Here is a 23,693-nt window from a genome sequence, read left to right as displayed (position 1 = left end):
TCAAGCTAATTCACTATAAAAGACAATAATCCATATTTTTCATAAAAAGTTTATGGAAATTTCTAAATCTTTTATTATACTTAAACATTAATTATATAAAATAAAAGAGTATCATGGTTTTAAATATCAAAGCTCCTGAAAATATAGTATTAAAACCGACCATTACAGTTTTCGGCATTGGGGGTGCAGGTAGTAATGCAGTAAATAATATGATTAGTGCTAATCTGCAAGGTGCTAATTTTGTAGTAGCTAATACTGATGCACAATCGCTTGAACATTCTTTATGCACTAACAAAATACAACTCGGTGTTTCTACAACTAGAGGTCTTGGGGCAGGAGCTTCTCCTGAGGTTGGAGCACTTGCTGCTCAAGAATCAGAAAGCGAAATTCGTAATTACCTAGAAAATAGCAATATGGTATTTATTACGGCAGGTATGGGCGGTGGTACAGGTACCGGTTCTGCACCGGTTATTGCACGCATTGCTAAAGAACTAGGCATCCTTACGGTTGGGGTAGTAACTAAACCTTTCCATTTTGAAGGCGGTCATCGTATGAAAACTGCCGATAAAGGACTTATTGAATTACAGCAATTCGTTGATACTTTAATTGTAATACCGAACCAAAATCTATTCCGTATTGCTAATGAACAAACGACGTTTGCCGATGCTTTCAAAATGGCAGATGACGTATTACATGCAGGCGTTAGAGGAGTAACGGATTTAATGATTATGCCGGGACTTATTAATCTTGATTTTGCCGATATTAAAGCAGTAATGAGTGAAATGGGTAAAGCAATGATGGGTACAGGTGAAGCTAGTGGCGAAGATAGAGCTATTAAAGCGGCAGAATCTGCAATTTCAAATCCACTGCTAGATCATAGCTCAATGTGCGGTGCAAGAGGTGTATTAATCAATATTACCGGCGGTTCCGACATGACCTTATTTGAAGTTGACAACGCTGCTAACAGAATTAGAGAAGAAGTAGACAACCTTGATGCTAATATTATTTTCGGTTCAACATTTAATCCGGAATTAAAAGGAATGATCAGAGTATCAGTTGTTGCTACCGGTATTGATGCCGATAAAGTACCAACATATAAACCCGCAATAGCTGCAACTACCAATATAGTTCCTGAGGAAACTTATAATAAAGCTATAGCACAACCTACACAAATAGAAGAAATGCCTGATTTTAACAGCTATAGTACCGAAAATATTGAAATTACCGACTCTCCAATAAAGCAAAATTTTATCGGAAATGAAAAAGAACTAGGGTTACATGCCAATACTTTCAACAAATCTGAAGATGACTCACCCAAACCATCATTTTTAGGAAAAATATGGGGTTCTCTGCGTGCTTCAAATAATCAAACTTTAGAACGCAAAAACGTTGTTGTTAGTACTCTAGATCAAGATAATAAAGAGTCTGATATTCATGACATACCGGCTTTTTTAAGAAAGAAACGGGATTAGATTAGAAAATGAATATAATTTCAGAATAGCATAAAAAAAGAATTATTAGCAATAACTAAAAATTTTCCTGCAGATACTGCATCACTAATAAATTATGTAGATAAAACATTTAAATGTCACATTCATAATTTATCTTTATCGGATCAAAAAGATTTAAAGTTTTTTATAGCAAAAAGCGTTGCAAATCAAATTGATGTTTGTAAAACTAAAGAACATGTTCAAAATTTTTTACAAGAGTTACACGAGCTATGGGAAGATTTATTTGAAGAGATATTGGAAGATAAGCCTGTATATAGTTTAGACATTGACAGAGCAACATACTATGCCGCATTAAATCAAAATAATATGCTGAATACAAGATTTACCTCCCTTGATTTTCATTTAATAGAAACGCTACCTAACTTTTCTAGTGACAAACAAAAATATAAGGCTGAACTAACCTTTACAGAATTAAAACAAAATAATTTTGCAAAAATATATTTGGAAAAACAACAATATAACTCTCAAAATATTCTTATTTCAAATATACAAAATAATCACAATAATTACATATTATTTCCTAAGATTATAAATCTTGAAGAACAAGTTACCATAGATATATTATAATTTATTATTAGGTGCTAATAATAAATGTAATTTTTTTGAATCCAATAACGGATCAGAAATATATTTTAGATTACCTAATAATGAAAGGCTTGCCATGAAAGTTTTTAGTTTAAATAATCAGCCTATATTAAAAGAAAATAAATTTGAAAAATCTATATTATTTTTAAGTACAAAAATAAACGAAAATGGTGATGTTGACTATAGTGAAGGCTTTAGTACTGTGATATAGCCAATGGTAAAATAAATGCTTCTTATATAACTCCTATAGGCGAGATAATGGATTCTAATTAAAAAAATAATCATATGCCAAATAAAATTATACTATTGCTTATATCATGTTTTTTAAATACTGATTTATTAGCCGATACCGATAAGCGGTTAAAAGATATTGCACCCTATCCTACACCACTTGAAAATCAAAAGCGTTATGTAATTCATTTACCTACAGAGTCCAATAAAGAAAAGCTAAAAGTAGAATTGCAAACAACAAAAAATGCAATGCAAGATTGTAATCGTGTTTGGTTTGGTGGTAAACTGGAAACAAAAACTTTAGAAGGATGGGGATATAATTATTATATAATCGATCAAGTTAGCGATCACCCTGCTAGTACAATGATGGCATGCCCAAACGTAAAAGCAACCATACAACCGGTTAGTGTATTTTTAGGCGATGAAACATTTTTAAGATATAATAGCAAACTACCTATCGTAGTATATGCTCCAAAAGATGTTGAACTACATTACGTTATTTGGCATCAAAAGGATACAATCAATTCTGCAAAGGAAGAATAGGACCATACTATTCTTCAAAAAAATTTAATATACTATATGACATTTAACGTCATCGCGAGCAGTCGTAGATTGCGTGGCAATCCAGACAAAATAATCAAAATTCTGTAAATCAGAAATTTTTACTAGATTGTTTCGTCGAAACTTGCAGTTTCTTCTTGCAATGACGAAGACTAACCTATACAACAAAGTCTGTAGTCACTCACAGTTAGCATACTAAATTACTCAAAATCTTCCTCTACAGCTTCAACTTCTTGCACTTCCGGTACAAAATGTTTAAGCATGGACTCAATGCCGTTTTTTAAGGTAATGGTGGAACTAGGACATCCAAGGCATGCACCACGAAGTGCTAATTTAACTACACCGTTTTCAAAGCCTTTATATATTATGTCGCCGCCGTCTTGTGCAACAGATGGACGCACCCTAGTTTCAATAATCTCTACGATTTGCTTCTCTATTTCCGAAAGCCCATCAAGGTTATGATTTACATTATCTGCTTTGGTGTTTTCTTCAAATACAGGAAAGCCTGAAACAAAATGATCCATAATAACCATTAAAATTTCAGGCTTTATAACTTGCCAATTACCTTCAGCTTGTTTAGTTACTGTTATAAAATCACTACCGAAAAACACCGATTTTACATTATTAATATAAAATAATGATTCTGCAAGTTTGCTTCTTCCTTTTACTTCAGCAAGCTCACTAAAAAATACCGGCTGATCACTACTTATTTCCTGCCCTGGGAAAAATGTTATTGCATCCGGATTGGGAGTATCTTCAGTTTGAATAAACATAATTAAAGCACACTAATAAATGTGTTGATTATTATAAATTGATAGTACTACTTTTACAATATATTTGTATTTAGGCATTTTTACATGGCGCTCAAAGGTATGTCATTCCTGCGGCAGCAGGAATCCAATACTACCTATCCACGTCATTGCGAGAAGGCATTTATGCCGACGAAGCAATCTCATGCAATTTAAGAGAGATTGCCACGTCGCTACGATCCTCGCAAGGCATTGTTGCAGGGACCGGTAAAGCACTCGGTGTCAAGCCACGGGATGACACAGAGGTGAAATTGATCCACACAACAACACCTCCTTGCAATGACAATTATAAATATTTTGCTAGATTCCCGCTTTAGCTAGAAATAACATAAGGGGGCAAATATCTAATTAACATATAAGCCGGTATAAAACAAAATCCTGCTACAATAAAGAAATAAGTCCACCCTAAATAAGTAGCTGCATAGCCTGAAATACTACCAAACAATATGGTACTAATATAAGCAATAGAAGTAATTAAAGCAATTTGGGTTATACAATATTTAGAACTACAACATCTTAATTGGTAAGAAAAAAACGGCGACATAGTTAAGCCCTTGGTAAATTCTTGAAAGAAGACCGCTATATACAAACTTGTAATATCTCGATTATAAAAATAGAGAAATAAAAAAGATAGGCTAGATAAAGCATGATATATTAATACTCTTTTAAGCAAATAAGAATATTCATATTTTCGGCACAAAAACCCACCTATAAAACCTCCAAGGATTGTAGCACACATACCGAAAGCTTTATATCCAAGAGCTAAATCTTTCTTCGTATACCCAATATCGAGATAAAACATATTCGGCATAATTGACAGAAAATTATCTTGAAGACGATATAGAAGCATAAAACTAACAATTATTAGCCATTTAGGTTTCTTGACAAAATCATAAAAAGCATGCCAAAATCTATCAAAATCATTAATAATTATCTTATCTTTAAATTTAAGGGGATAGATTATAATTAATAATAATGATGGTATACATAAAATTGCCATAGCACGATAAACATCTTGCCAGGATATGATAGTAGATAAATATAACGCTCCTGAGCCTGCTATAAGTATACCTATTCTAAAGCCTGTAGTACAAGCTGCCTCACTTATGCCCCAATTTTTATTTGTAATCAGTAACATCTGTGATGATTGAAGTAACATATCATAAATGGACGAAAAAAATGCCACAACTACTAAGCATAAAGCAAATGGTATAAAATGAGTGTTAGGGTTAAAATTTGTTAGAACATATACACAAAAAATACAACTAACCAAAGCAATAATTAAACAATATTTATATCCCTGCTTACTTAAAGGAGCAAAACTTACTTTTTCAAGCAAAGGACCCCATAAAAATTTAAATATATGAATAAAATTCACTAAACTAAAAAGCCCGATAGTGATTTTATCAAAACCGGATTCTCGAAGCCAAAAAGAAAGAGTTGAACCGGTAAGTAAATAAATTAAACCTCCAGGAAAAGAAATTATTAATATAAAAAAAATATTAGATATATATTGAAATCGTGAAAAATTTAAACTTATGAATTTATCCTCCTTTAAAATATACGGTTGTCATTCCTGCAAAGGCATCGCCCGCATGGATATCTAATCGTCATTGCGAGCAGCCATAAGGCTACGTGGCAATCTCATGAAATGATAATAAACTCTTGAGATTGCTTCGTCAATTACTTAAGTAATTTCCTCGCAATGATATAAATGACGTAAATCTAAACTACGATACTTTCTTTCTTTTATTACCGTAGCTGTTACCATCAAAGGTTCTTTTACGGCTACTATCAAAAGCATTAAACTTTTTACCGTCACCGCCGGCTCTTTTACCGAATGATCTTTTACGATTATTTTTATCACTTCTAAACTCACTACGTAGCGTAGATTCTCCTTTATTTACTAGACGATCGATTGCACGCCATCTAATAACATCATCAGGAGAAATAAAAGACAACGCATGTCCGGTAGCCCCTGCTCTACCCGTTCTACCTATCCTATGTAAATAATCTTCAGGACACATAGGTAAATCATAATTAATAACATGCTGTGTATGAGGAATATCAAGCCCACGAGCTGCTACATCAGTTGCTACCATTATTCTATGGTTTGACTTACGAAATGATAAAATTACTCTTTCACGTTGACGCTGACTTAAATCACCGTGTATAGCTTCTGCTGTATGATTTTCATATTTCAACATTTTAGCTAATTGATCGGCAGAGCGTTTAGTCTTCACAAAAATAATGACCGATCCTTCCCTATTACCAAGTTGTTTAGTTAATTCACTAAATTTTTCTTTATCAGAAACATGCATTGATTCCTGTTTTATTTCTGCAGCTGCTTTATTAGTAGCACCTACCGTAATACGTACCGGATTGTTTAGATATTTTTGAGAAACAGCAATAATATGTGTTGGCATAGTAGCGGAAAACATTAAAACTTGTCTTTTGTCCGGTAAAAATTTATTGATTTCTTCTAATTGTTCTTTCATCCCCATATCAAGCATTCTATCCATTTCGTCAAGTACGGTTATGCCTATACGATCAATTTTTAGACTTCCCCTATTTAAGTGATCGATAATACGCCCCGGCGTACCGATAATCACTTTTGGATTCTTTTTTAATTGCATAAATTGTTTAGGCATCGGTTCACCGCCTATCAAAACTGCACTATTAATTTTATAGGATGTAGTTACTTTATTTAAAGTACTGTGTATTTGCGTTGCTAATTCTCTAGTCGGAACAAGAATTAAAGCAGTAGTTTTATTTTTAATAAATGAATCAATTAACGGCAATAAATAAGCAAGAGTTTTGCCTGAACCTGTTTGGCTAGAAGCGAGTATGTCCGATCCCGCCATTGCAACCGGAATCGATTGCTTTTGTATTTCAGTCGGCTCAGTTATATTCATTGTCTCGAGAGCAATAATTAATTCTTCAGATAAATTAAAATTTTTCATTATATAATCCAATATAGTTTTAAATCAAAATATGCACATTATTGATTAGACCTCTTAACATAACTCATTTCTTAAAGATATATGCGACATCGACGGCTCTCTCATCCTTACATACTTAACTATGTACGCTGCGTAGAGTAGCAGTTCTTATTCCCTTTATAAGATAAGTTATGCCAAGAGGTCTATTGTATAAAAAATAAGTTATAGTAAATTAAAATAACGACTTATATAATTATCCTGAATCAAAAAATATGCTTAAGCTAGATTACAAAACACCCACTAAATATATAAAACGATAATGAATAATGAAACTATTTTAGAATCTTATTCAAGCCAGAATAATATTATTAGATTTAGGGCATTTTCATGCCCTTTAGTAAAAATAATTTATTATACTTAAAATTATATAGGTTATTATAAGACAAAAACAAAATATTTACTATTTTGATAAAGATGACTAGGCTACCCTAAATTATAAACAATTTTGGATAGCTGCTTTTGGTATTATAAATTTATTTAATTCTGAGGTTAACAGCATAGGCTTTTCCTTGCTTTTCTTCAAGATCAAAAATTACATCTTGTCCTTCTTCAAGGCTATGTAAACCTGCTGCGTCTACGGCTGATTTGTGTACAAACACATCTTTGCCGCCATTGTCCTGTTCAATAAATCCAAAATTCTTTGTAGAATTATACCACTTAACTTTACCTACTATATTTGTAGCCATAAAAACCTTTATTAGATAGAAATTACTTATTTGAACTTAACACACGCTTATAATAACTAAAACTTAAATTTTACTTTAAGCCTTACTTAAATATAAGAGCTGATAAAATTCATTATGCAAAACTACCTTACCTTGCGGCATTTGTCAATAAACATGTCAATAACATGCAAGAGAAAGTATTACTTCCTGAAACTAATCTATCATATTATTACTATTTTGTCACTATTTAAGTTAATTATCTAATAAATTAATGAGTAAACTAATGATTTTAAATGTGTTTAATAACTTTTTCATATCAGACTAATATATTAACGATAAAAGTACTTGCTTTTTCGTATTTTTTTTATTAATCTGTCCACTTAACAAATGCAACCTTAATATCCACAGCTGCCCGCGTGATGGAATGGTAGACATAACGGACTTAAAATCCGTGGAGCGTAAGCTCTTGCCGGTTCAAGTCCGGCCGCGGGTACCATTCGCCATTTTTAGGCAAATTCACCAATGTATCAAACAGCGAACGCATCATAAAATCAAGCTTTTCAGGTTTCAATACTAAGTTCCCAAATATTAAATTTACTAAACGTCTTTTTTCGCTCACGCTGGAACTTTTAAATATCTTATAGGCACTTGAGGCTGTTGATATCAAGGAAACCTGTAGCGATAACCGAAATTAATGCCTAGCTGTGTGACCCTAATGTATTAATTCACATCGCAATATGAGTGAAACTGATTTAGAGATTGCCACAAAAAACTAACCACCAAGCCAATGCTATTTAATATGTTTACTTTAGCTGAACATTTGTATAAGACAATTGTCGGAATCAAGCAAATTACAATAGACGCATAGCATCACTGCTTAGCTTATTTTAGACTAAAGAAATCTAGCAAACAGAATAGATTGCAAAGGCAATAAGTAAAAGCTTTGCAGCGTTTTTTACTTAATAATACATACACTTTAATAAATGTTGTTTATTATATTGTGCTTTAGAATTTGTAGGATCAAGTTCAATTGCTTTATTATAAGACTCAAGAACTAAATTGTATTTACCTAGTAAATAGACAAAGCCGTATTTTTGAGTAAGATAGATTTATTAAATATATAATTATTGACTTATTTCCCCCCCCTATAAATTACTTCTCTCACATGATAATTAAACTCTATCATTAATATATAAGCTAATTTTAAAGAGTAAACTATAAAGAAGAAATTTTAACCTCTGAGTCTTATATTTGATGAAGAGGAAGAACAGGAATTAAAAGCTCAAAATGCATAGTTTTGACTAGTTTTTTAACTTTCTGTTATTTCTTTTTTAACTATATAGACGAAAAAGCAGCAGAATATAAACTACAGCAAGAAGCAGAAGCAAAAAAGTTAGATAAAGCTGAATGATACAAGCTATAATATTTCAGCAATTCTCAAATAATCTTGAGGGGCAAGATTTTCAGCACGATAATTATCATTGATTTTCAACTGAGTTAATACTTCATGTATATTAGGTACAAGATTTTTCAGTGATGATTTGATCATTTTCCGTCGTCCTGCAAAAGCAAGCTTTGTTATTTGCTCAACTTTATTTATCAGAGCAATAGACGGCGGATTTTCTAAAGGTATTAGTTTAACTATCGCAGAATATACTTTAGGAGGTGGATAGAAAGCAGTTGGCACTACGTCAAAGCACTTTTCCACTTTAGCTATTAACTGACATATTACCGATAACCTACCATATGCTTTAGTTGAGGGTATAGCACAAATACGTTCTACTACTTCCTTTTGTAACATTAGCGTCATACTAGTAATTAGCCGTGCTTCTTTCAGCCATCTAATCACTAACTCAGTACCTATATGGTACGGTAAATTAGAGATTATAGTTACTTTATAGTCAATTGATTTAGACTCGCCTATATCGTTCGCTCTCCTATTAGTTATAGGTTTCGCTTCTCGCTGCTTGTATGCAAATCCAACTGCATTGACTATATCATAGCTTAAATCGGTTAAATTTATTTTAAGAGCATCTTGTTTAATAATATTTAGATTAGGATAATATTCTTTAATCTCATTAAGGAGCGGGAGGCATCTCTCATCTGTTTCTATAACAGTTAAGGATTCAGGATTTTTCTGCAATATTGACCTAGTTAACCCTCCTGTGCCGGGCCCTATTTCTAATACTCGGCTATTTTCTGCCAGGTTACTTGCACGTACGATTTTATCACATAGACTACTGTCAAAAATAAAATTTTGTCCGTGCTTTTTAAGAGGATTAACTTGATGTAAAGCTGCGTGTTTTGCAATTGAAGGGAGCATAGGGTATTTCATTCCTGTGAAATCGGGAATCCAGTAAAACATATAAAAACTTGTTTTTATCAAATATAATTCTGTATTAATAATCAAGGTTATTTTTCTAGATTCCCGCCTACGCGGGAATGACATAGAATAACACACACTAAGACGGCAGCATTATTTTTATAGCTGCTTTCTTACGCATATTTTCAAACATTTTTTGTGCTTTTTGCGAAATCTTTTTATTGGTTAGGAAATTTACTACATAATTATTTTCATCTTCATTAACATTTAAGATTTTTTTGCTGCACACTAATGTTATTTCAAATTTGTTATTTACTTCAAAAACATTACTTGCTTTATCAGGAGTTAAGTCCTTTACAATAGTTTGTTTTACGCCTTCTATCTTGCTAAGCTTATCAGTAATAATTTGCATAGTAGCAAAATTATCATAAAGCGATTTTTTAACATCCGCACATTTTTTTAGTCGATTTTTCAAATTATTCATCTGCGTAAACGCTTTATTGCCACCATCTTTAGATGTAAATACTTGCATTAAAATTTCTACGTCTTTTTGATCGCTAGATAAAATTGCAACATCTATTTCTTTATTACTTACTTGTACCGATCTTGATAGACTTGATAAAATATTCATTTTAATCAACTCGGATTTAATTTGGGAAATAAAACTATCAGGATTAACCGATCTGCTTTTTAGATACTGAAGAAGAGAACCGTGAGGCATTTTATTACGATCTTCAATAGACTTAATAGCGTTCTCTATCTCTTCTTGTGGAATTTCTCTATCTCCTGCATATTGAAAAAGCAAAGATTCGTCAATTAAGCTCTTAAGTGCTAAGTCACTTAGCTGCTTATCTTGAGCAAGCGTTAGACTTTCAACATTATTTAGTGCCATAATCATTTTTTTTCTAGCACGGAACTCATTAAGAGTAATAGGTTCATCATTTACGAATGCTACTATATTCGGTAATGATGCTTGTGCTACATTAAAAGTAAAAAAAACGGTAATGATTAATAATAATTTTTTCATGTGATACTCTGAATAAGTGACCAGTAAGTAGACGAAGTTTTATTTGGAAAAGAACAAGGAGTCTATAAGTCAAGGAGCGGAGCGTACATTTAGTACGTGAGCACCGCAGAACTTATAAGACGACATAGCCAATTTTTCAAATAAAACGAGTATACTCACATGTTTAAAACTTTTAAACCGATAGAAATAGTCGGCGAAGAGGTAGTCTTTTTGATTCCTCTATTTCCATCGGCTAGATAATCGGAATAAATCTTTGCAGTAATTCTAACACAATCTTTAGCATATGTCATCCTAATAGTTCGAGTAAGTAAATTTGGAGATCGTCTAGAGAGATCAATGCGTGCACCAAAGCCTATAGTCCAATTTTCCGCTAGCTGATAATTTATGTCTCCATAAAATTGTCGTACTCTATTATTTGAAACCTTTATACTTTCTACGGAATAATATTTGTTAAGATTGATAAGCTGAATAAAACTACCTAGAAAGTTAATCTTATCATAGTTAAAATTTCCGCCCACTTCATCCCTAATAGGTCTGAAATATCTATCTTTCCGAAAACTATAAAACACTTCTAAATTATTAGAAAGATTAACTAGTATCTGCCCTACATTTTCCTTATCATCAGCTGGCAAATCTATACTACATCTTGTATTACGGGAGTGTCCTAAAAATAATTTTAAATAATTTTCTTCTTTAGCAATACTAGTATTTAAGCCGTAACTTAATCTATTACCGAAATCATGGCAATCAATACCGCTATAACGGTTGGATAAAAAGATATTTTTTTCGGATAATTCATATTTAGCAGGATCAATTATAACAAATTTTTTATCTTTATTAGATAGTTTACGTCCCATAGTAAAAGAAACTACCGGCTCAATAAGTAAATTTATCGTTTTTGTTATATTGCCTACTAACGGATAACGCCATAAAGTTTGCAATTCCGGTATATTCCTTTGAAATGATTTACTTTCTCTCGGCTTATCTACATAAGCCCGCCTAGCAAGATAAAAATCGCCTCTATCTTTAGCAGCAAAATCAACAATTTGTCCTGAAGCAGTCAGCACATTATGCATAAAGGATAGTTGCAAAGAGGTTCTAGCAACTTGTTTTCCTATTCTTTCTTTGTACATTAACGTATTATTTTCAACAATGATATGGCTGTTGTCATTATCATTCAAATTTATCACGTTTTTTGTATTGATTTTTGGTAATACTAGAGGATCGGTATATTTACGAGCATTACTACCTAAGCCTTGAAAACTTAATCCTTCCGCCGAAAAATAATCAGCCTCATGAATTTTATTTAAGAATATTTTAGAAGTTAAATATGAAGCGTAGTTATTATAATAATTTTTTAAATACGCTTTATCCGATGTACGTTCCACCCTGAAACCGTAATCATAAACTTTATCGGTACTAATAAAATTACCGCTTGCTATATAATGATAAGAAGAAACTTTTTTATTTTTCACTACACTTCCATCTTTTTCTAGAAAATACGGTAATTTACCGTAACTAACTTGAAAATTCATATTATCGGTATCATTCAGGCGATAACGTGCTTCTAGGTCATAAGTTTGATATTTACTAAAAATTCTTGGAGTGAGAGTAAAATCGATATTAGGTTTTGCACGTAGATATAGGGGGATGCCAAACCCTTTATTTTTGACGTCAGGTACCAATAATCCAGAAGTTGCAGGGGCCGTATGAGTCGGATGGGAAAAATACGGTAAGTAACAAATCGGTACACCGTATACTTCAAAAAACACGTTTTTATAAACTACTCTATGCTCTGCGGAATGAATATAAGTATCCTTAGCAGCAAGGTGCCAAATAGGGTTTCTATTACAAGTAACATCACAAGGGGTAAACTCAGCATGGTGCAGCTTAAGATTATTTGCATCTATTCTTTCGGCAAGTTTAGCAATTAAAAGATTATTATCACCCGAAAGCAAAATGAATTCCGATATGATACCTTTCTTAAATTCATCTTTTAAAACCGCTTTGTCTCCCTCTATTATCCGATTTTGTTTATCCTTAATTCGGATATTACCTTCTGCCCATAAAATATCGTTTTCTATATCATAAAGTAAATTATCTGCCGTTAATAAATACTCATCCGTGATAATTCTTATATTACCTTTAGCATATATCAAATCCTGATTTTCATTATACTCTACGAAGTCAGCTATAATATTGCTTATTTTAATATATTGACCATGCTTAGAAAGAGCGGCAAAACTTACCAAAGAAAATATTATGATAATAAGCAAACATATTATTCGCAGTAGCATTTATATTAATAAATATATTTTAATAGTAAAAAATAATAGCAAGCTATTAGCAATATATCAAATAATAAAAAATTGTGCTTGCTCTTTTGTAGTACAAGGTTATTCTATGGAGATGATAATCATCATTGCGAGGAGATGCATAGCATCGACGTGGCCATCTCATGAAGTAGGATAAACTCCTGAGATTGCTTCGTCAAAACTTATAGTTTCTCCTCGTAATGACGAATAATGTGTTACCCTCAGCACAAAAAACCAAGTACTAATAAAATGCTAGACAATTTCATTGCGCATCAAGCAACCAAAGAGTTTTCAGTTAGTGAGATTTCTAATAAAATCAAAGAGCTATTAGAAAATAATTTTGGCTATATTAAGGTAAAAGGCGAAATTTCAGGCTTAAAAATAGCAAACTCAGGTCATGCTTATTTTAACTTAAAAGAAAATACCGCCATTTTAGCCTGTACTTGCTGGCGTCCTATTCTTGCTAAAATCAAATTTCCTTTAAATGACGGCATGGAAGTAGTAATTAGCGGTAAACTCTCAAGTTATGCAGGTAATTCACGTTATCAATTATCGGTAGATAATTTGCAACCCACAGGATTTGGAGCTATGCTGCAAATTCTAAATGAGCGTAAAGCAAGGCTCGAGCAAGAAGGCTTATTTAATAAAATACGTATTCCTATACCCTTTTTACCTGATAAAATAGGCGTTATCACTTCAATAACCGGTGCTGTTATTAAAGATATTATTCATCGTATTCGCGAACGTTTTCCGACTCGGATAATAATATGGCCGGTTAGCGTACAAGGCGAAAATTCTGGCAATGAAATTGCTGAAGCAATTGAAGGATTTAACAATTTAGAAGAGGTAAATAAACCAAGTGTTATAATCGTTGCTAGAGGTGGCGGTTCTATAGAAGATCTTTGGTCATTTAACGATGAGATATTAGTACGTGCTGCTTATAACTCAAAAATTCCTATTATTTCCGCAGTAGGTCATGAAGTGGATTATACTTTAATAGATTTAGCAGCCGATAAAAGAGCTCCAACACCGACTGCTGCCGCAGAATTTGCTGTACCGGTATGCTCTATTGTAAATAATACGCTACAATCTTATGAAAAAATATTATTGAATAATACTAGCCGGTTAATTAAATATCACGAACAAAATATAGTAAATTACGATAAAATACACAGATATCTCTCCCACTATATAAATAATAGGCAGCAATTACTGGACGAAACCGGTTTTAATTTACTAGATGCTTTACAGTGCTTTATTGAACTACAAGAAACAAAGATTAAATCTTTTTCTAAAGAAAGAGTTAACCCTGCTAAAATAATCAATTACAAAACATTAGAATTAACACATCAAACAGCTTATCTATCAAAATCAGCAAATAATACCTTGCAAAACTTTGAGTATAAATTAGAATTAAATAGTACGTTACTTGCAAGCCTTGATTATCACAACGTATTAAAACGAGGTTTTGCTATAGTGAAAGGAGAAACAGGTAATTTTTTATCTTCTAAAATTACTGCTGCGCATGAAAAAATTTTTAATATTAAATTTTCTGACGGTGAAATTAAAGTATTTCGTGCTTAAAGGCTTTGGTTTTTATACTGCTCATGTCTAAAAATTTGTATGCTTTAAGCATAGGGACGAACGAACAATAAGCAATTTTAGAATGTGAAGGGACAGCTGGTAAAAAAACTTTGATAAATGCATGGTATGTAAATGAGCCTTATCAATACTTAATTGCTGCTTCCAACGGTCATACTACCGTTTCCGGTATGGATATAGAATTAATGAACGCTATTGCTGCAAAAATAGGTATCAATATTGAGTACAATCAAGATAGCTGGTATCAAGATCAATTAGATATTTAAAGCGGCAATGCCGACATGACAGCAGGAGCTACTTATACTACTGAGAGGAGTTGCAATGGTTATTATTCACAAAATTGAGCCTCTAAGTTTTTGGAGACCGTTTTTTGCTTTCATTACAGCTAATTGCGATACAATATTACGAGATTTTATTATGAAAGAAAATTCAATTAAGAGGACACCAAGAGGAGTTAGTATTGAAATCACTGTATTTATGGGGTATAGCTTTTAGCATATTATTAGATATGTACAGTAGTAATCCAAATTATCATACAATGAAATATTCAATGAGTATAGTAATTGCCAGAGCATTTATTACTAGTCTCTTAGTTTATCATTTTGGTTTTCTTGAGTGGCGATTCCGTAATACAAAATTAGAAGATATAGCAAAACAAACATGAAGATAGCTACTTGGAATATTAATTCCATAAAAACAAGACTTAATTTATTGCGTAATTTTTTATCTAAAGAAAATCCGGATATTTTATTATTGCAAGAAATAAAATGCGAAACCGCAAAATTTCCTTTTGATGCATTATCCGATCTACCTTATAATTCTTATGTTCACGGACAAAAATCATATAACGGCGTTGCTATAATTTCAAAATTTCCTGCCGATGAAATAATTAAGGATTTTCCAAATAATTACTGCAGTAATCAAGCAAGATTCTTAGAAATAAAATTATCATTACCTATAGGGTTTTGTAATATAATCTCGCTCTATGCTCCTAATGGTTCATTTGTCGGTAGCGATAAATTTGTAGCAAAACTAGCATTTTATGATAATTTTATCAATTATCTATCAACTAAAAAATCTTTTGACGAAAAAACTATCATAGGCGGTGATTTCAATATTGCACCGTTCGATATAGACGTATATTCACCTAAGCTACTGGCTGAAACTACTTGTTTTACTGAGGTTGAACAAAAAACATTACGCACTATTCTAAATTCCGGATTTGAGGATTTATACAGATTAATGCATCCGAGTAAACAAGAATTTTCATGGTGGGATTATAGAGCCGGATGTTTTGAACAAAATAAAGGTATGAGGATTGATATGATTCTTGGTTGTAATAATACAATTGACTATTTAGAAAATTGCTATATGGATTATAATTTAAGGACTCAAGAAAAACCTTCAGATCATATACCGGTAATTGCGAGTTTTAAGGGATAGTCAATGTGGAATGTTGCTATCTTAGGATGCCGTATGTCATTCCCACGTAGGCGGGAGTCCAAAAAAATAGCTTTAATATTGATATAGGAGTTACATAATTTGATAAAATAACCATATAAAAACAAGTTTTTATATGATTTTAATGGATTCCCGCCTACGCAGGAATGACATAGACCACTTTTTAAAAATAAATATATGTCTCCAAAATTCATGACATTTTACGAAAAATATATGACAATTGTCGGTACAATCGGCAATTTTATGTTCTATGTACAGGCTCATAAGATTTTCACCTGCCAATCTGCGGCTTCTGTTTCTATGCCCGCCTTTACTATAAGTGCTATTGCTCTTTGTAGTTGGCTTATATACGGCATATTAATAAAAAATACACCTATTATAATAGCAAATATAGTAGGTTTTATCGGGGCATTATTAGTTCTCTTAACCATAATAATATATTAAATAATGACTAAGAAAATCATTACTTTAGTTGGCCGTCCGAATGTAGGCAAATCAACGCTTTTCAATAGATTAAGCATACGTAAAAAAGCTATCGTTCACGATTTGCCAGGTGTCACTAGAGATAGAAAATATACAGACGGCAAAATCGGCTCTTTTGAATTTTTGTTAATTGATACCCCAGGACTTGACGAGAATCCTAATAATATGGGAGAGAGGTTAATGGAGCAGACTACTAAAGCAATTTTAGAGGCAGATTTAATTTGCTTTATGGTTGACGGTAGAAGCGGAATATTACCTGATGATAAGCTACTTAGTAGTTTTGTTAGAAAATATAATAAGCCTACTATATTGGTCGTTAATAAATGCGAGAAAGCTTTTGATTTTGATAAAGAGTACTACAAATTAGGGCTTGATAGTATGATAGCTATCTCTGCCGAGCATGGCACAGGCTTAATTGATTTATATGACAAAATTATTGCCAAGTTACCTGAAGAAGAATCAATCGAGACAAATATAGCCGATCCAATTAAAGGAGATTGTTTGCAGATAGTAGTTAGTGGCAGACCTAACGCCGGAAAATCTACTTTTATAAACGCTCTTATTAATGATGAAAGATTATTAACCGGTCCTGAAGCCGGCATTACTCGTGAATCAATTGAAATTGATTGGCAATATAAAAATAATCATATTAAATTGATTGATACGGCAGGACTCCGCAAGAAATCTACTATTACAGAGTCTTTAGAAAAATTATCGGCATCGGATACTATTAACAGTATTAAATTTGCTAATACCGTAATCTTAATGATTGATGCTTTAGCTCCTTTAAAACAGCAAGATTTAAATATTGCAAGCCATGTGGTAAATGAAGGAAGAAGTATAGTTATAGTAGTAAATAAATGGGATTTAGTTAAAGAATCCGAAAAAGAAGCATTTCAGGAAGAATTTTATTATCAGATAAATACTCATCTGCCTCAAGTGAAAGGTATCCCCGTTCTATTCATTTCAGCAATAAATAAACAAAATATTGAACAAGTGCTAGATGCTTGTCTTAAAATTTATAAAATTTGGAATAAGAAAATAACTACTAGCAAATTAAATGAATGGCTTAATTTTACTACGGAAGCACATCTGCTGCCTTTACAAAAAGGAGGCAGAAGAGTGCGTGTAAAATATATGACTCAAACAAAAACCCGCCCCCCTACTTTCAAGCTATTCTCCAATAATCCGGAAAAAATTACCGATAGCTATACTAGGTATTTAGTAAACAATATGCGTGAGGCTTTTGACATGCCGGGCATTCCTATTAGATTCATTTACGTAAAAACTAAAAACCCGTATGTGTAGTTTAAAATTAATTAATAACAGTTTAGTTATTAGCACCGAAAAATCTGAATTAGATATATTACTAGATAATATTACTGATTCTAATTGTCATCATGAATTTATTAAGTAATGATAAGACTAAAGGTAATGAAATATGGTAACTTATATACTTTAACCAAGCTGTAAATTAGATAAGCTCGCTATTCCAACTACACTTATTTTTTCTGTTTTTTTATACGTATTATTCCCAGCGGTAACAATATATAAATGTTCTAACTGCAAATCGGCAAGAACGGTATGCATTGATTTAGTAATACTAGGAGCATCAGCATTTTGTACTTCAAAGCCGTATTTCTTACCATTCTTAATAATTAATAAATCTAATTCTGCTCCTGTTTGCGTTCGCCAAAAAAAATACTCTGCATCCGTTTTAAATTTACGTATTAACTCCTCTATTACAAACCCTTCAAATGAAAGACCGCGTTTTGGATGAACATACCAATCATGTTCGTGAATCCCTAATAATGCATGTAGTATTCCGCTATCTCGTATATAGACTTTTGGTGCTTTCACTTGACGTTTTGAGATATTTTCATACCAAGGTTTTAATAGCCGAATCATAAAAGTTTGCTCTAATATTTCAGTATAACGTTTTATAGTCATATCCGTTAAACCGAGCGACCTTCCAAGCTCGCTATAATTTAATAATTGCCCATGATTATGAGCAAGCATCATCCATAACTGCCTCATTACATGTGCATTAAGAGATATTCCTAAACTAGGCAAATCACGCTCGATAAAACTAGTGATGTAGCTATTACGCCATCTAAGACTTTGGACATAATTTTTTGCTAAATATGATTTAGGAAAACCACCTCTTAACCATAACTCCCTAAAATCATTTATCTCTATTAAATTGAACGGAGTAAGCTCCATATATTCAATACGGCCGGCTAATGATTCTGAACATTGTCGCAATAATTCTCCAAAAGCACTACCTAATATTAAAAATTTTTTGTTTGCATAGTCAGCAAGAACTCTTAAATAAGGAAAAATTTCAGGTTGTCTTTGAATTTCATCAATTACTATTAAACCGTTTAAAGGCTCAAGAGTGGTTTTAAGATTCTTAAATTGATCTAAGTGAGCTGGATCCTCAAGGTCAAAAAAGTAGCTCTTTTCATCTTCTTTAAGCTGTTTAATATAAGCGTGAGCTAAAGTAGTTTTACCACATTGCCTTGGACCGAGAATGGCACAAATAGGGAATATCTCAAGGGCACCTGTGATATGTGTTAAATAATAATTTCTGTCTATCATCCTTGTAATTTCATAATGACACTTTGAATTTACAATATAATTTTAATCAAATAATAGCAAGATGTTTCTAGGTCCTGTGCACTTTTGATTAATAATTATAATTATTAGATCTTTTTAAACGAAAATTAATAAGATTTTTGAAGGAATAGTTATGCATATTTCAAAAAAATTTGATAATTTCCAACTAAAAAGAGCCATAATTATGATTATTCTATTAAAAGTGCACAGGACTTAGGCTCCTCTACTGGATTTTCCTATCTCTCTTTGTCTTTCTTCTAATACCTTAATGCGGTCCTACCGCTTCTTTATTTTTACTAAATTTACTTTTTCCTAAATTAACTATAGTTTCTGCTACTACTCCTAGCACTTTTGGATCTGATAATAATTTTACCGTATTCATGTTTGCTAAATTTATCGGCAATTTGCATTAATTCAGGTGCATGTTTACTTACCGGCTATCTTTACTAATTTTTCACCGTCTAATTTTAATTTTTGACCCTTAGGTGTTTTATTGCAAAACTCATCTACAACTGGTCCTAAACTACTTGCATGTTTTGTTAATTAGTTCAGGAAGGTCTTTTTCAATTATTTTTCTTATTTCCGGATTATGGTTTTTAATTTGTATCAAAGGACTAATCAACTCCTTTACCTCTTTTACCTTGTCTTCTTTTGATTTCTCTTCCTTTGGCAGTGGCTTAATTAACTGAAATTTTTGTATTATATCAGCAACTTCATCGCTATCAGGAAGAGCGAGGCTTGCAAGTTTAGTAATTGACGGCAGAGCATCTTTTAAAAAAGACGTAAATGCATCTAATGCCTTATGTATAAACTCCGGATCTTTCCCTTGTGATTCTATTCTTTCCGTTACTTTAGGATGTTTTAAAACATCTAATATATTCTGTTTATTACTATCTAAATATCGCGGTAATTTTTTTCTAAAACAGGAGATAAATTATCAATATTTTTTTTGGCATTTTCAACTAACTCTACTATTTGAGGTTTTTTGCCTTTTAATAAATCTTTTTTAGTTTCAGTATCTAACCCTTCCATATTTAGGTTAATTTTAGTCCAACGCTGATTTGCTTTAAGCTGACTATAAGCTTTTATAGCTGAAGGAGTACTTTCAATTAATTTTTCGCTAGAATTTACAAGTAGTGCTACTGTATTTGCAATTAATTCAGGTTTAGCGATTTTTTGTGCTTTAAATGTCATGTATATTTTTAATATAGCACCTTGAGATGACGCGTTTTTTTGTTTAATATTCTTATATATTTCTTGTACTTTTGGGTTTAAATCGCTTTCTAGTGCTTTAGATATTAAATCTACTCCTAGTGTAGATAATTCTCTGATAAATTTAGGACTTATTTTGTCTAATACATTTATTTTTTCTGTTTCGGAAGTTTGAAAGTTTTTTGTTATTTTGCTAAGCCTCTTATTTAAAATAGGCGTGCGAAGATATAACTTTAGACTGTAAAAGAGTTTCTTTTGAACTATTGGATATAGTTTCGGAATGTAAAACAGAAGCACATTTTTTTATAAGCGATGCTGCATCTGCTATCATCTTGCAACCAGCTTCAATAGAACCTACACTAGTGGTAGCACTTCTCGCTTTTCTGAGGTTATTAAGCTCCAATGCAAGATCAGGTAAAACTTGAGAAGCCTCCCAGGTAAACTGCAATGCACTAGGAACATTCCCGACTGCTTGGATAACACTTTGTATTATACCTAAATTATCTTTATTAAGATCTAGATATCGTTTATTTAACTGATCATATTTTTTGTTACCTGTGTCAGCTCCAAGAGCTAAATATCCAACTTGAACCCACGACAGGTTTTTATATTCTTCATCAAGCTGTTGCCTTATATTATCAATGGATTCCTGCTCTTGCTCTTGGCTTTTAGACATTTAAATACCTTTATATAATTTAAAGGTTTATAAAATATTACTTTTTAATTTTTGTTAATTTTAAAAGTCATGGTTATCTTGCAATGGTTTTTTACTATAATTTTTCATTTACCGGTAAATCCATACTAACCTCTCCACACAATAAAACAATATTCTCCATTACCTGAGGATCTATATCCGGGTTGTTATACTCTTTATTTTTCTGAATCCAGTAATAGTAAGGGTCAGGCCATAATTCCATGATTTTCGGTAAAGATTTTTGCTGTATAGTACCGACATTATACTCGCGTTTTAAAACTTCAGCTGGCATTCACCCTACATCACCAATAAAATATATTTTTGAGAAATGCAAAATCGATTTAATATTATTATCGGGATCTATATGGATTTATAATATTCACGTTGTACATCATTAAGCAATTTCGCTACTATAAATGGTTTATCGAGATGTCTTTCTATACTTACTAAAGCTATATTTTCTAAGTTTTCGGGATATTAAACAATTTTATCTAAAACCATTAATTTTTCAAACTCTTCCTCTCCTATTTTTTCTTTTAGGTCTCTTGTATATTTTTATTCTTTATCTGAAGGAAATACTAATTTATCATTTTTACAATGAACCAAAAAAGGAGTAGTAATAGGATATTTAATAAATAAATCTTTTAGTTTCATAATAAAAAATTTCTTAATATATAAGGCTAATTTTTTATATGTCAAATAATATCCTCTAGACTATCTAGGTCATGCTTTACCAATCGTAACAACTTCGCTTCAGGGCTTAGATTTTTCACGGCCCATTTTTTAATCCAAGGTTCGGCGAGCTGCCACATATTAACATTACCGTCTAACTGTCTGCCTATCCCTTCCACCATTATTAAAGTCTTTTGCAATAGCAACAACTCCGGTTGTACTTCCATGCCGAAATCTTCCGTGATTTTAAATAAATGTGCAAGCAGCTTACCTATGGAAATATTTTTTATGGGCGTCCCTACTATAGGCTCGGTAACTGCTCTACAACTTTGAGCGAATAAAGCTAAATCGGTATTTGATGGGATATAGCCGGCTCTTAAATGTACTTTAGCAACTAATTTATAATCACGCCTTAAAAAGCCAAATAGACTTTCGGCAACGGCTAAACGATCTTTTTCTTTAAGTCTGCCCATAATACCGAAATCAAGTAAAATTATTTTACCTTGCTTATTCACTAAAATATTCCCTGCATGTAAATCAGCATGAAAAAATCCGTCTCTATAGGCTTGATTGAAAAACATTACGGCAAAATCCTGAGATATTTTTGCAGGCTCTAACCCCATTTCCTTTAGTAGCAAAGTATCATATATAGAAGTGCCGTCTAACCACTCGGTGGTTAGTATATTTTCTGATGTTAAATCCCAATATATTTTAGGGATTATCACGTTAATATCATTTCGCATATTATCCGTAAGCTCAGAAGCTGCTGCCGCCTCTAAACGTAAATCAAGCTCAAATTTCATAGTTTCATGAAATTTATCGACTACTTTAATCGGTTTGAGCCTTTTTGCTTTAGAAAATTTTGAGATAATTTTTGCAAGAAAATATAGCAGCTTAATATCTCTGTTATATTTTTTATGAATACCCGGACGCAAAATTTTTACCGCAACATATTCACCGGTTATAAGTTGTGCTTTATGTACCTGCGAAATTGATGCGGCAGCGATGGGGGTATCGTCGAGGTGTAAAAAAGGGAGGGCGTCATGGCTCACAGTCATAGACTGCGTGGCAATCTTTTGTTTGCTTGCTGAGATTGCTTCGTCGACATAAATGTCTCCTCGCAATGACGTTATCAACCTTCTCGCCACCCCACCATCAAACGGAGGTAGCTTATCTTGCAGTAACCTTAAATGACCTGCTATCTCTGCTCCTACTAAATCGGCTCTTGTCGAAAGAGTTTGTCCAAATTTTATATAAATAGGTCCAAGATCACTTAAACAATCTATTAAGCGTTTGCCGTAATCTTCCCGTGATTTTTTTATTAACGAGACCGGAGCAAAAAATAAGGCTAATATATAACCGATAAACCTGCAATATTTAGGGCTTCTTGAATCAATTAAGATTTGCTTTTTACTGATGATACGAAAAATACGTATTAAATTAAAAAAATTACTTATCATCTATTATATACTCCGAAGTAAAATAAAGAATAGTATACGAAGATCAACTGCAAAAAGAGCAAGGAGTTCATAAGTCGAGGAGCGGAGCGTATACTTAATACGTAAGTACCGCAGATCTTGTAGAACGACGTAGCCAATTTTTGAAGTTCATCGAGTATACGCACTGTGGATAGCAACTATTCCGCCACTTAGATTTTTATAACCGACTTCCTCAAAACCGGCGTCTTTAATCATTATTCTAAACTCGTCTTGTGAGGGGAATAAATCTATACTTTCGACCAAATATTCATATGCCTCTTTATTACCCGCTATCATTTGACCAATACTCGGTATAATATTAAATGAGTAGAATTTATAGAAATCTTTTATGTACCCTTCCTTTACTTTTGAAAACTCAAGACATATAAACTTACCCATTGGCTTTAAAACCCTATATGCTTCCTTTAAAGCCGTATTTATAT

The 23,693-nt window shown here is 32.3% G+C and carries 23 protein-coding genes, 1 tRNA gene and 1 pseudogene; 11 read left to right on the top strand and 14 right to left on the bottom strand.

The features are described from left to right. Positions 1–113 precede the first annotated feature (113 nt). From ftsZ to eco, 3 genes and pseudogenes are all read left to right on the top strand, one after another. Positions 114–1,472 (top strand): cell division protein FtsZ, encoded by a 1,359-nt coding sequence (gene ftsZ, locus TENJIKU01_RS05805; RefSeq protein WP_064429557.1) that lies wholly within the window; start codon positions 114–116, stop codon positions 1,470–1,472. A 480-nt stretch (positions 1,473–1,952) separates the two neighbouring features. Further along, a pseudogene (locus tag TENJIKU01_RS10790) lies at positions 1,953–2,369 on the top strand (hypothetical protein). 12 nt (positions 2,370–2,381) lie between these two features. Next, positions 2,382–2,870 carry a serine protease inhibitor ecotin gene (gene eco, locus TENJIKU01_RS07885; protein WP_082894541.1) on the top strand — a complete coding sequence of 163 codons (489 nt, stop codon included), beginning with the start codon at positions 2,382–2,384 and terminating at the stop codon, positions 2,868–2,870. 218 nt (positions 2,871–3,088) lie between these two features. Here eco and TENJIKU01_RS05785 read toward each other — a convergent pair whose 3' ends face one another. The 4 genes from TENJIKU01_RS05785 to TENJIKU01_RS05770 form a co-directional block, all read right to left on the bottom strand. Next, the gene (locus TENJIKU01_RS05785; RefSeq protein WP_004997765.1) at positions 3,089–3,661 is read right to left on the bottom strand and encodes a NifU family protein; all 573 of its coding nucleotides are present in this window, start codon (positions 3,659–3,661) and stop codon (positions 3,089–3,091) included. A gap of 349 nt (positions 3,662–4,010) precedes the next feature. Beyond that, positions 4,011–5,237, bottom strand: a complete 1,227-nt coding sequence (locus TENJIKU01_RS05780; protein WP_082894540.1) for an MFS transporter — start codon at positions 5,235–5,237, stop codon at positions 4,011–4,013. 190 nt (positions 5,238–5,427) lie between these two features. After that, the gene (locus tag TENJIKU01_RS05775; RefSeq protein WP_064429555.1) at positions 5,428–6,660 is read right to left on the bottom strand and encodes a DEAD/DEAH box helicase; all 1,233 of its coding nucleotides are present in this window, start codon (positions 6,658–6,660) and stop codon (positions 5,428–5,430) included. A gap of 512 nt (positions 6,661–7,172) precedes the next feature. Beyond that, a complete protein-coding gene (locus tag TENJIKU01_RS05770) occupies positions 7,173–7,385 on the bottom strand; it encodes a cold-shock protein (RefSeq protein WP_004997759.1) in 213 nt (70 codons plus the stop codon). 389 nt (positions 7,386–7,774) lie between these two features. Between TENJIKU01_RS05770 and TENJIKU01_RS05765 the strand changes: the two genes are divergently transcribed. After that, a tRNA-Leu gene (locus TENJIKU01_RS05765) sits at positions 7,775–7,860 on the top strand. A gap of 921 nt (positions 7,861–8,781) precedes the next feature. Here TENJIKU01_RS05765 and rsmA read toward each other — a convergent pair. The 3 genes from rsmA to TENJIKU01_RS05750 form a co-directional block, all read right to left on the bottom strand. After that, positions 8,782–9,687 (bottom strand): 16S rRNA (adenine(1518)-N(6)/adenine(1519)-N(6))-dimethyltransferase RsmA, encoded by a 906-nt coding sequence (gene rsmA / locus TENJIKU01_RS05760; protein ID WP_064429558.1) that lies wholly within the window; start codon positions 9,685–9,687, stop codon positions 8,782–8,784. Positions 9,688–9,826: 139 nt separating this feature from the next. Next, entirely contained in the window at positions 9,827–10,714 is an 888-nt protein-coding gene (locus TENJIKU01_RS05755; protein WP_064429554.1) for a SurA N-terminal domain-containing protein, read from the bottom strand. A gap of 155 nt (positions 10,715–10,869) precedes the next feature. Then, entirely contained in the window at positions 10,870–13,011 is a 2,142-nt protein-coding gene (locus TENJIKU01_RS05750; protein ID WP_064429553.1) for an LPS-assembly protein LptD, read from the bottom strand. Between TENJIKU01_RS05750 and TENJIKU01_RS10785 the strand changes: the two genes are divergently transcribed. From TENJIKU01_RS10785 to der, 7 genes are all read left to right on the top strand, one after another. Then, positions 12,977–13,186, top strand: coding sequence for a hypothetical protein (locus TENJIKU01_RS10785; protein WP_064429552.1), 210 nt, complete (start codon positions 12,977–12,979; stop codon positions 13,184–13,186). The two genes, TENJIKU01_RS05750 and TENJIKU01_RS10785, sit on opposite strands and share 35 nt — an antisense overlap. 92 nt (positions 13,187–13,278) lie before the next feature. Further along, the gene (gene xseA / locus TENJIKU01_RS05740) at positions 13,279–14,613 is read left to right on the top strand and encodes an exodeoxyribonuclease VII large subunit (protein ID WP_064429551.1); all 1,335 of its coding nucleotides are present in this window, start codon (positions 13,279–13,281) and stop codon (positions 14,611–14,613) included. 110 nt (positions 14,614–14,723) lie between these two features. After that, complete coding sequence (locus TENJIKU01_RS09900; protein WP_227780047.1) at positions 14,724–14,897, top strand: hypothetical protein; 174 nt, start codon at positions 14,724–14,726, stop codon at positions 14,895–14,897. 194 nt (positions 14,898–15,091) lie between these two features. Further along, positions 15,092–15,295, top strand: a complete 204-nt coding sequence (locus TENJIKU01_RS08620; protein ID WP_064429549.1) for a hypothetical protein — start codon at positions 15,092–15,094, stop codon at positions 15,293–15,295. Then, positions 15,292–16,074 carry an exodeoxyribonuclease III gene (xth, locus tag TENJIKU01_RS05725; RefSeq protein ID WP_064429548.1) on the top strand — a complete coding sequence of 261 codons (783 nt, stop codon included), beginning with the start codon at positions 15,292–15,294 and terminating at the stop codon, positions 16,072–16,074. The genes TENJIKU01_RS08620 and xth overlap by 4 nt, the downstream gene beginning before the upstream one ends. A 195-nt stretch (positions 16,075–16,269) precedes the next feature. Then, positions 16,270–16,536 carry a SemiSWEET family sugar transporter gene (locus tag TENJIKU01_RS09000; protein WP_082894539.1) on the top strand — a complete coding sequence of 89 codons (267 nt, stop codon included), beginning with the start codon at positions 16,270–16,272 and terminating at the stop codon, positions 16,534–16,536. Positions 16,537–16,539: 3 nt separating this feature from the next. After that, positions 16,540–17,883: a ribosome biogenesis GTPase Der gene (der, locus tag TENJIKU01_RS05715; RefSeq protein ID WP_064429546.1), complete on the top strand. Its 1,344-nt coding sequence runs from the start codon at positions 16,540–16,542 to the stop codon at positions 17,881–17,883. 150 nt (positions 17,884–18,033) lie between these two features. On the opposite strand, the gene TENJIKU01_RS05710 is transcribed toward der, so the two are convergent. The 7 genes from TENJIKU01_RS05710 to TENJIKU01_RS05680 all read right to left on the bottom strand — a co-directional run. Beyond that, positions 18,034–19,176: an ATP-binding protein gene (locus TENJIKU01_RS05710; RefSeq protein WP_064429545.1), complete on the bottom strand. Its 1,143-nt coding sequence runs from the start codon at positions 19,174–19,176 to the stop codon at positions 18,034–18,036. Positions 19,177–20,088: 912 nt separating this feature from the next. Next, positions 20,089–20,703, bottom strand: a complete 615-nt coding sequence (locus tag TENJIKU01_RS09895) for a hypothetical protein (RefSeq protein ID WP_227780046.1) — start codon at positions 20,701–20,703, stop codon at positions 20,089–20,091. Further along, positions 20,609–21,082 carry a hypothetical protein gene (locus TENJIKU01_RS09890; RefSeq protein WP_064429543.1) on the bottom strand — a complete coding sequence of 158 codons (474 nt, stop codon included), beginning with the start codon at positions 21,080–21,082 and terminating at the stop codon, positions 20,609–20,611. The genes TENJIKU01_RS09895 and TENJIKU01_RS09890 overlap by 95 nt, the downstream gene beginning before the upstream one ends. A gap of 94 nt (positions 21,083–21,176) precedes the next feature. Next, entirely contained in the window at positions 21,177–21,392 is a 216-nt protein-coding gene (locus TENJIKU01_RS05695; protein WP_064429542.1) for a hypothetical protein, read from the bottom strand. 263 nt (positions 21,393–21,655) lie between these two features. After that, positions 21,656–21,799 (bottom strand): hypothetical protein, encoded by a 144-nt coding sequence (locus TENJIKU01_RS09885; RefSeq protein ID WP_227780044.1) that lies wholly within the window; start codon positions 21,797–21,799, stop codon positions 21,656–21,658. After that, positions 21,796–23,232: a 2-polyprenylphenol 6-hydroxylase gene (ubiB, locus tag TENJIKU01_RS05685; protein WP_064429541.1), complete on the bottom strand. Its 1,437-nt coding sequence runs from the start codon at positions 23,230–23,232 to the stop codon at positions 21,796–21,798. Before ubiB ends, TENJIKU01_RS09885 begins: the two co-directional genes overlap by 4 nt. Positions 23,233–23,379: 147 nt before the next feature. Then, positions 23,380–23,693, bottom strand: a 314-nt coding sequence (locus tag TENJIKU01_RS05680) for a class I SAM-dependent methyltransferase (RefSeq protein WP_172795054.1), incomplete at its 5' end; no start/stop codon positions are given.

Source organism: Rickettsia sp. Tenjiku01, from assembly GCF_001653015.1.
Taxonomy (GTDB): Bacteria; Pseudomonadota; Alphaproteobacteria; order Rickettsiales; family Rickettsiaceae; genus Rickettsia; species Rickettsia rickettsii.
This window is presented reverse-complemented; position numbering and strand designations above follow the sequence as displayed.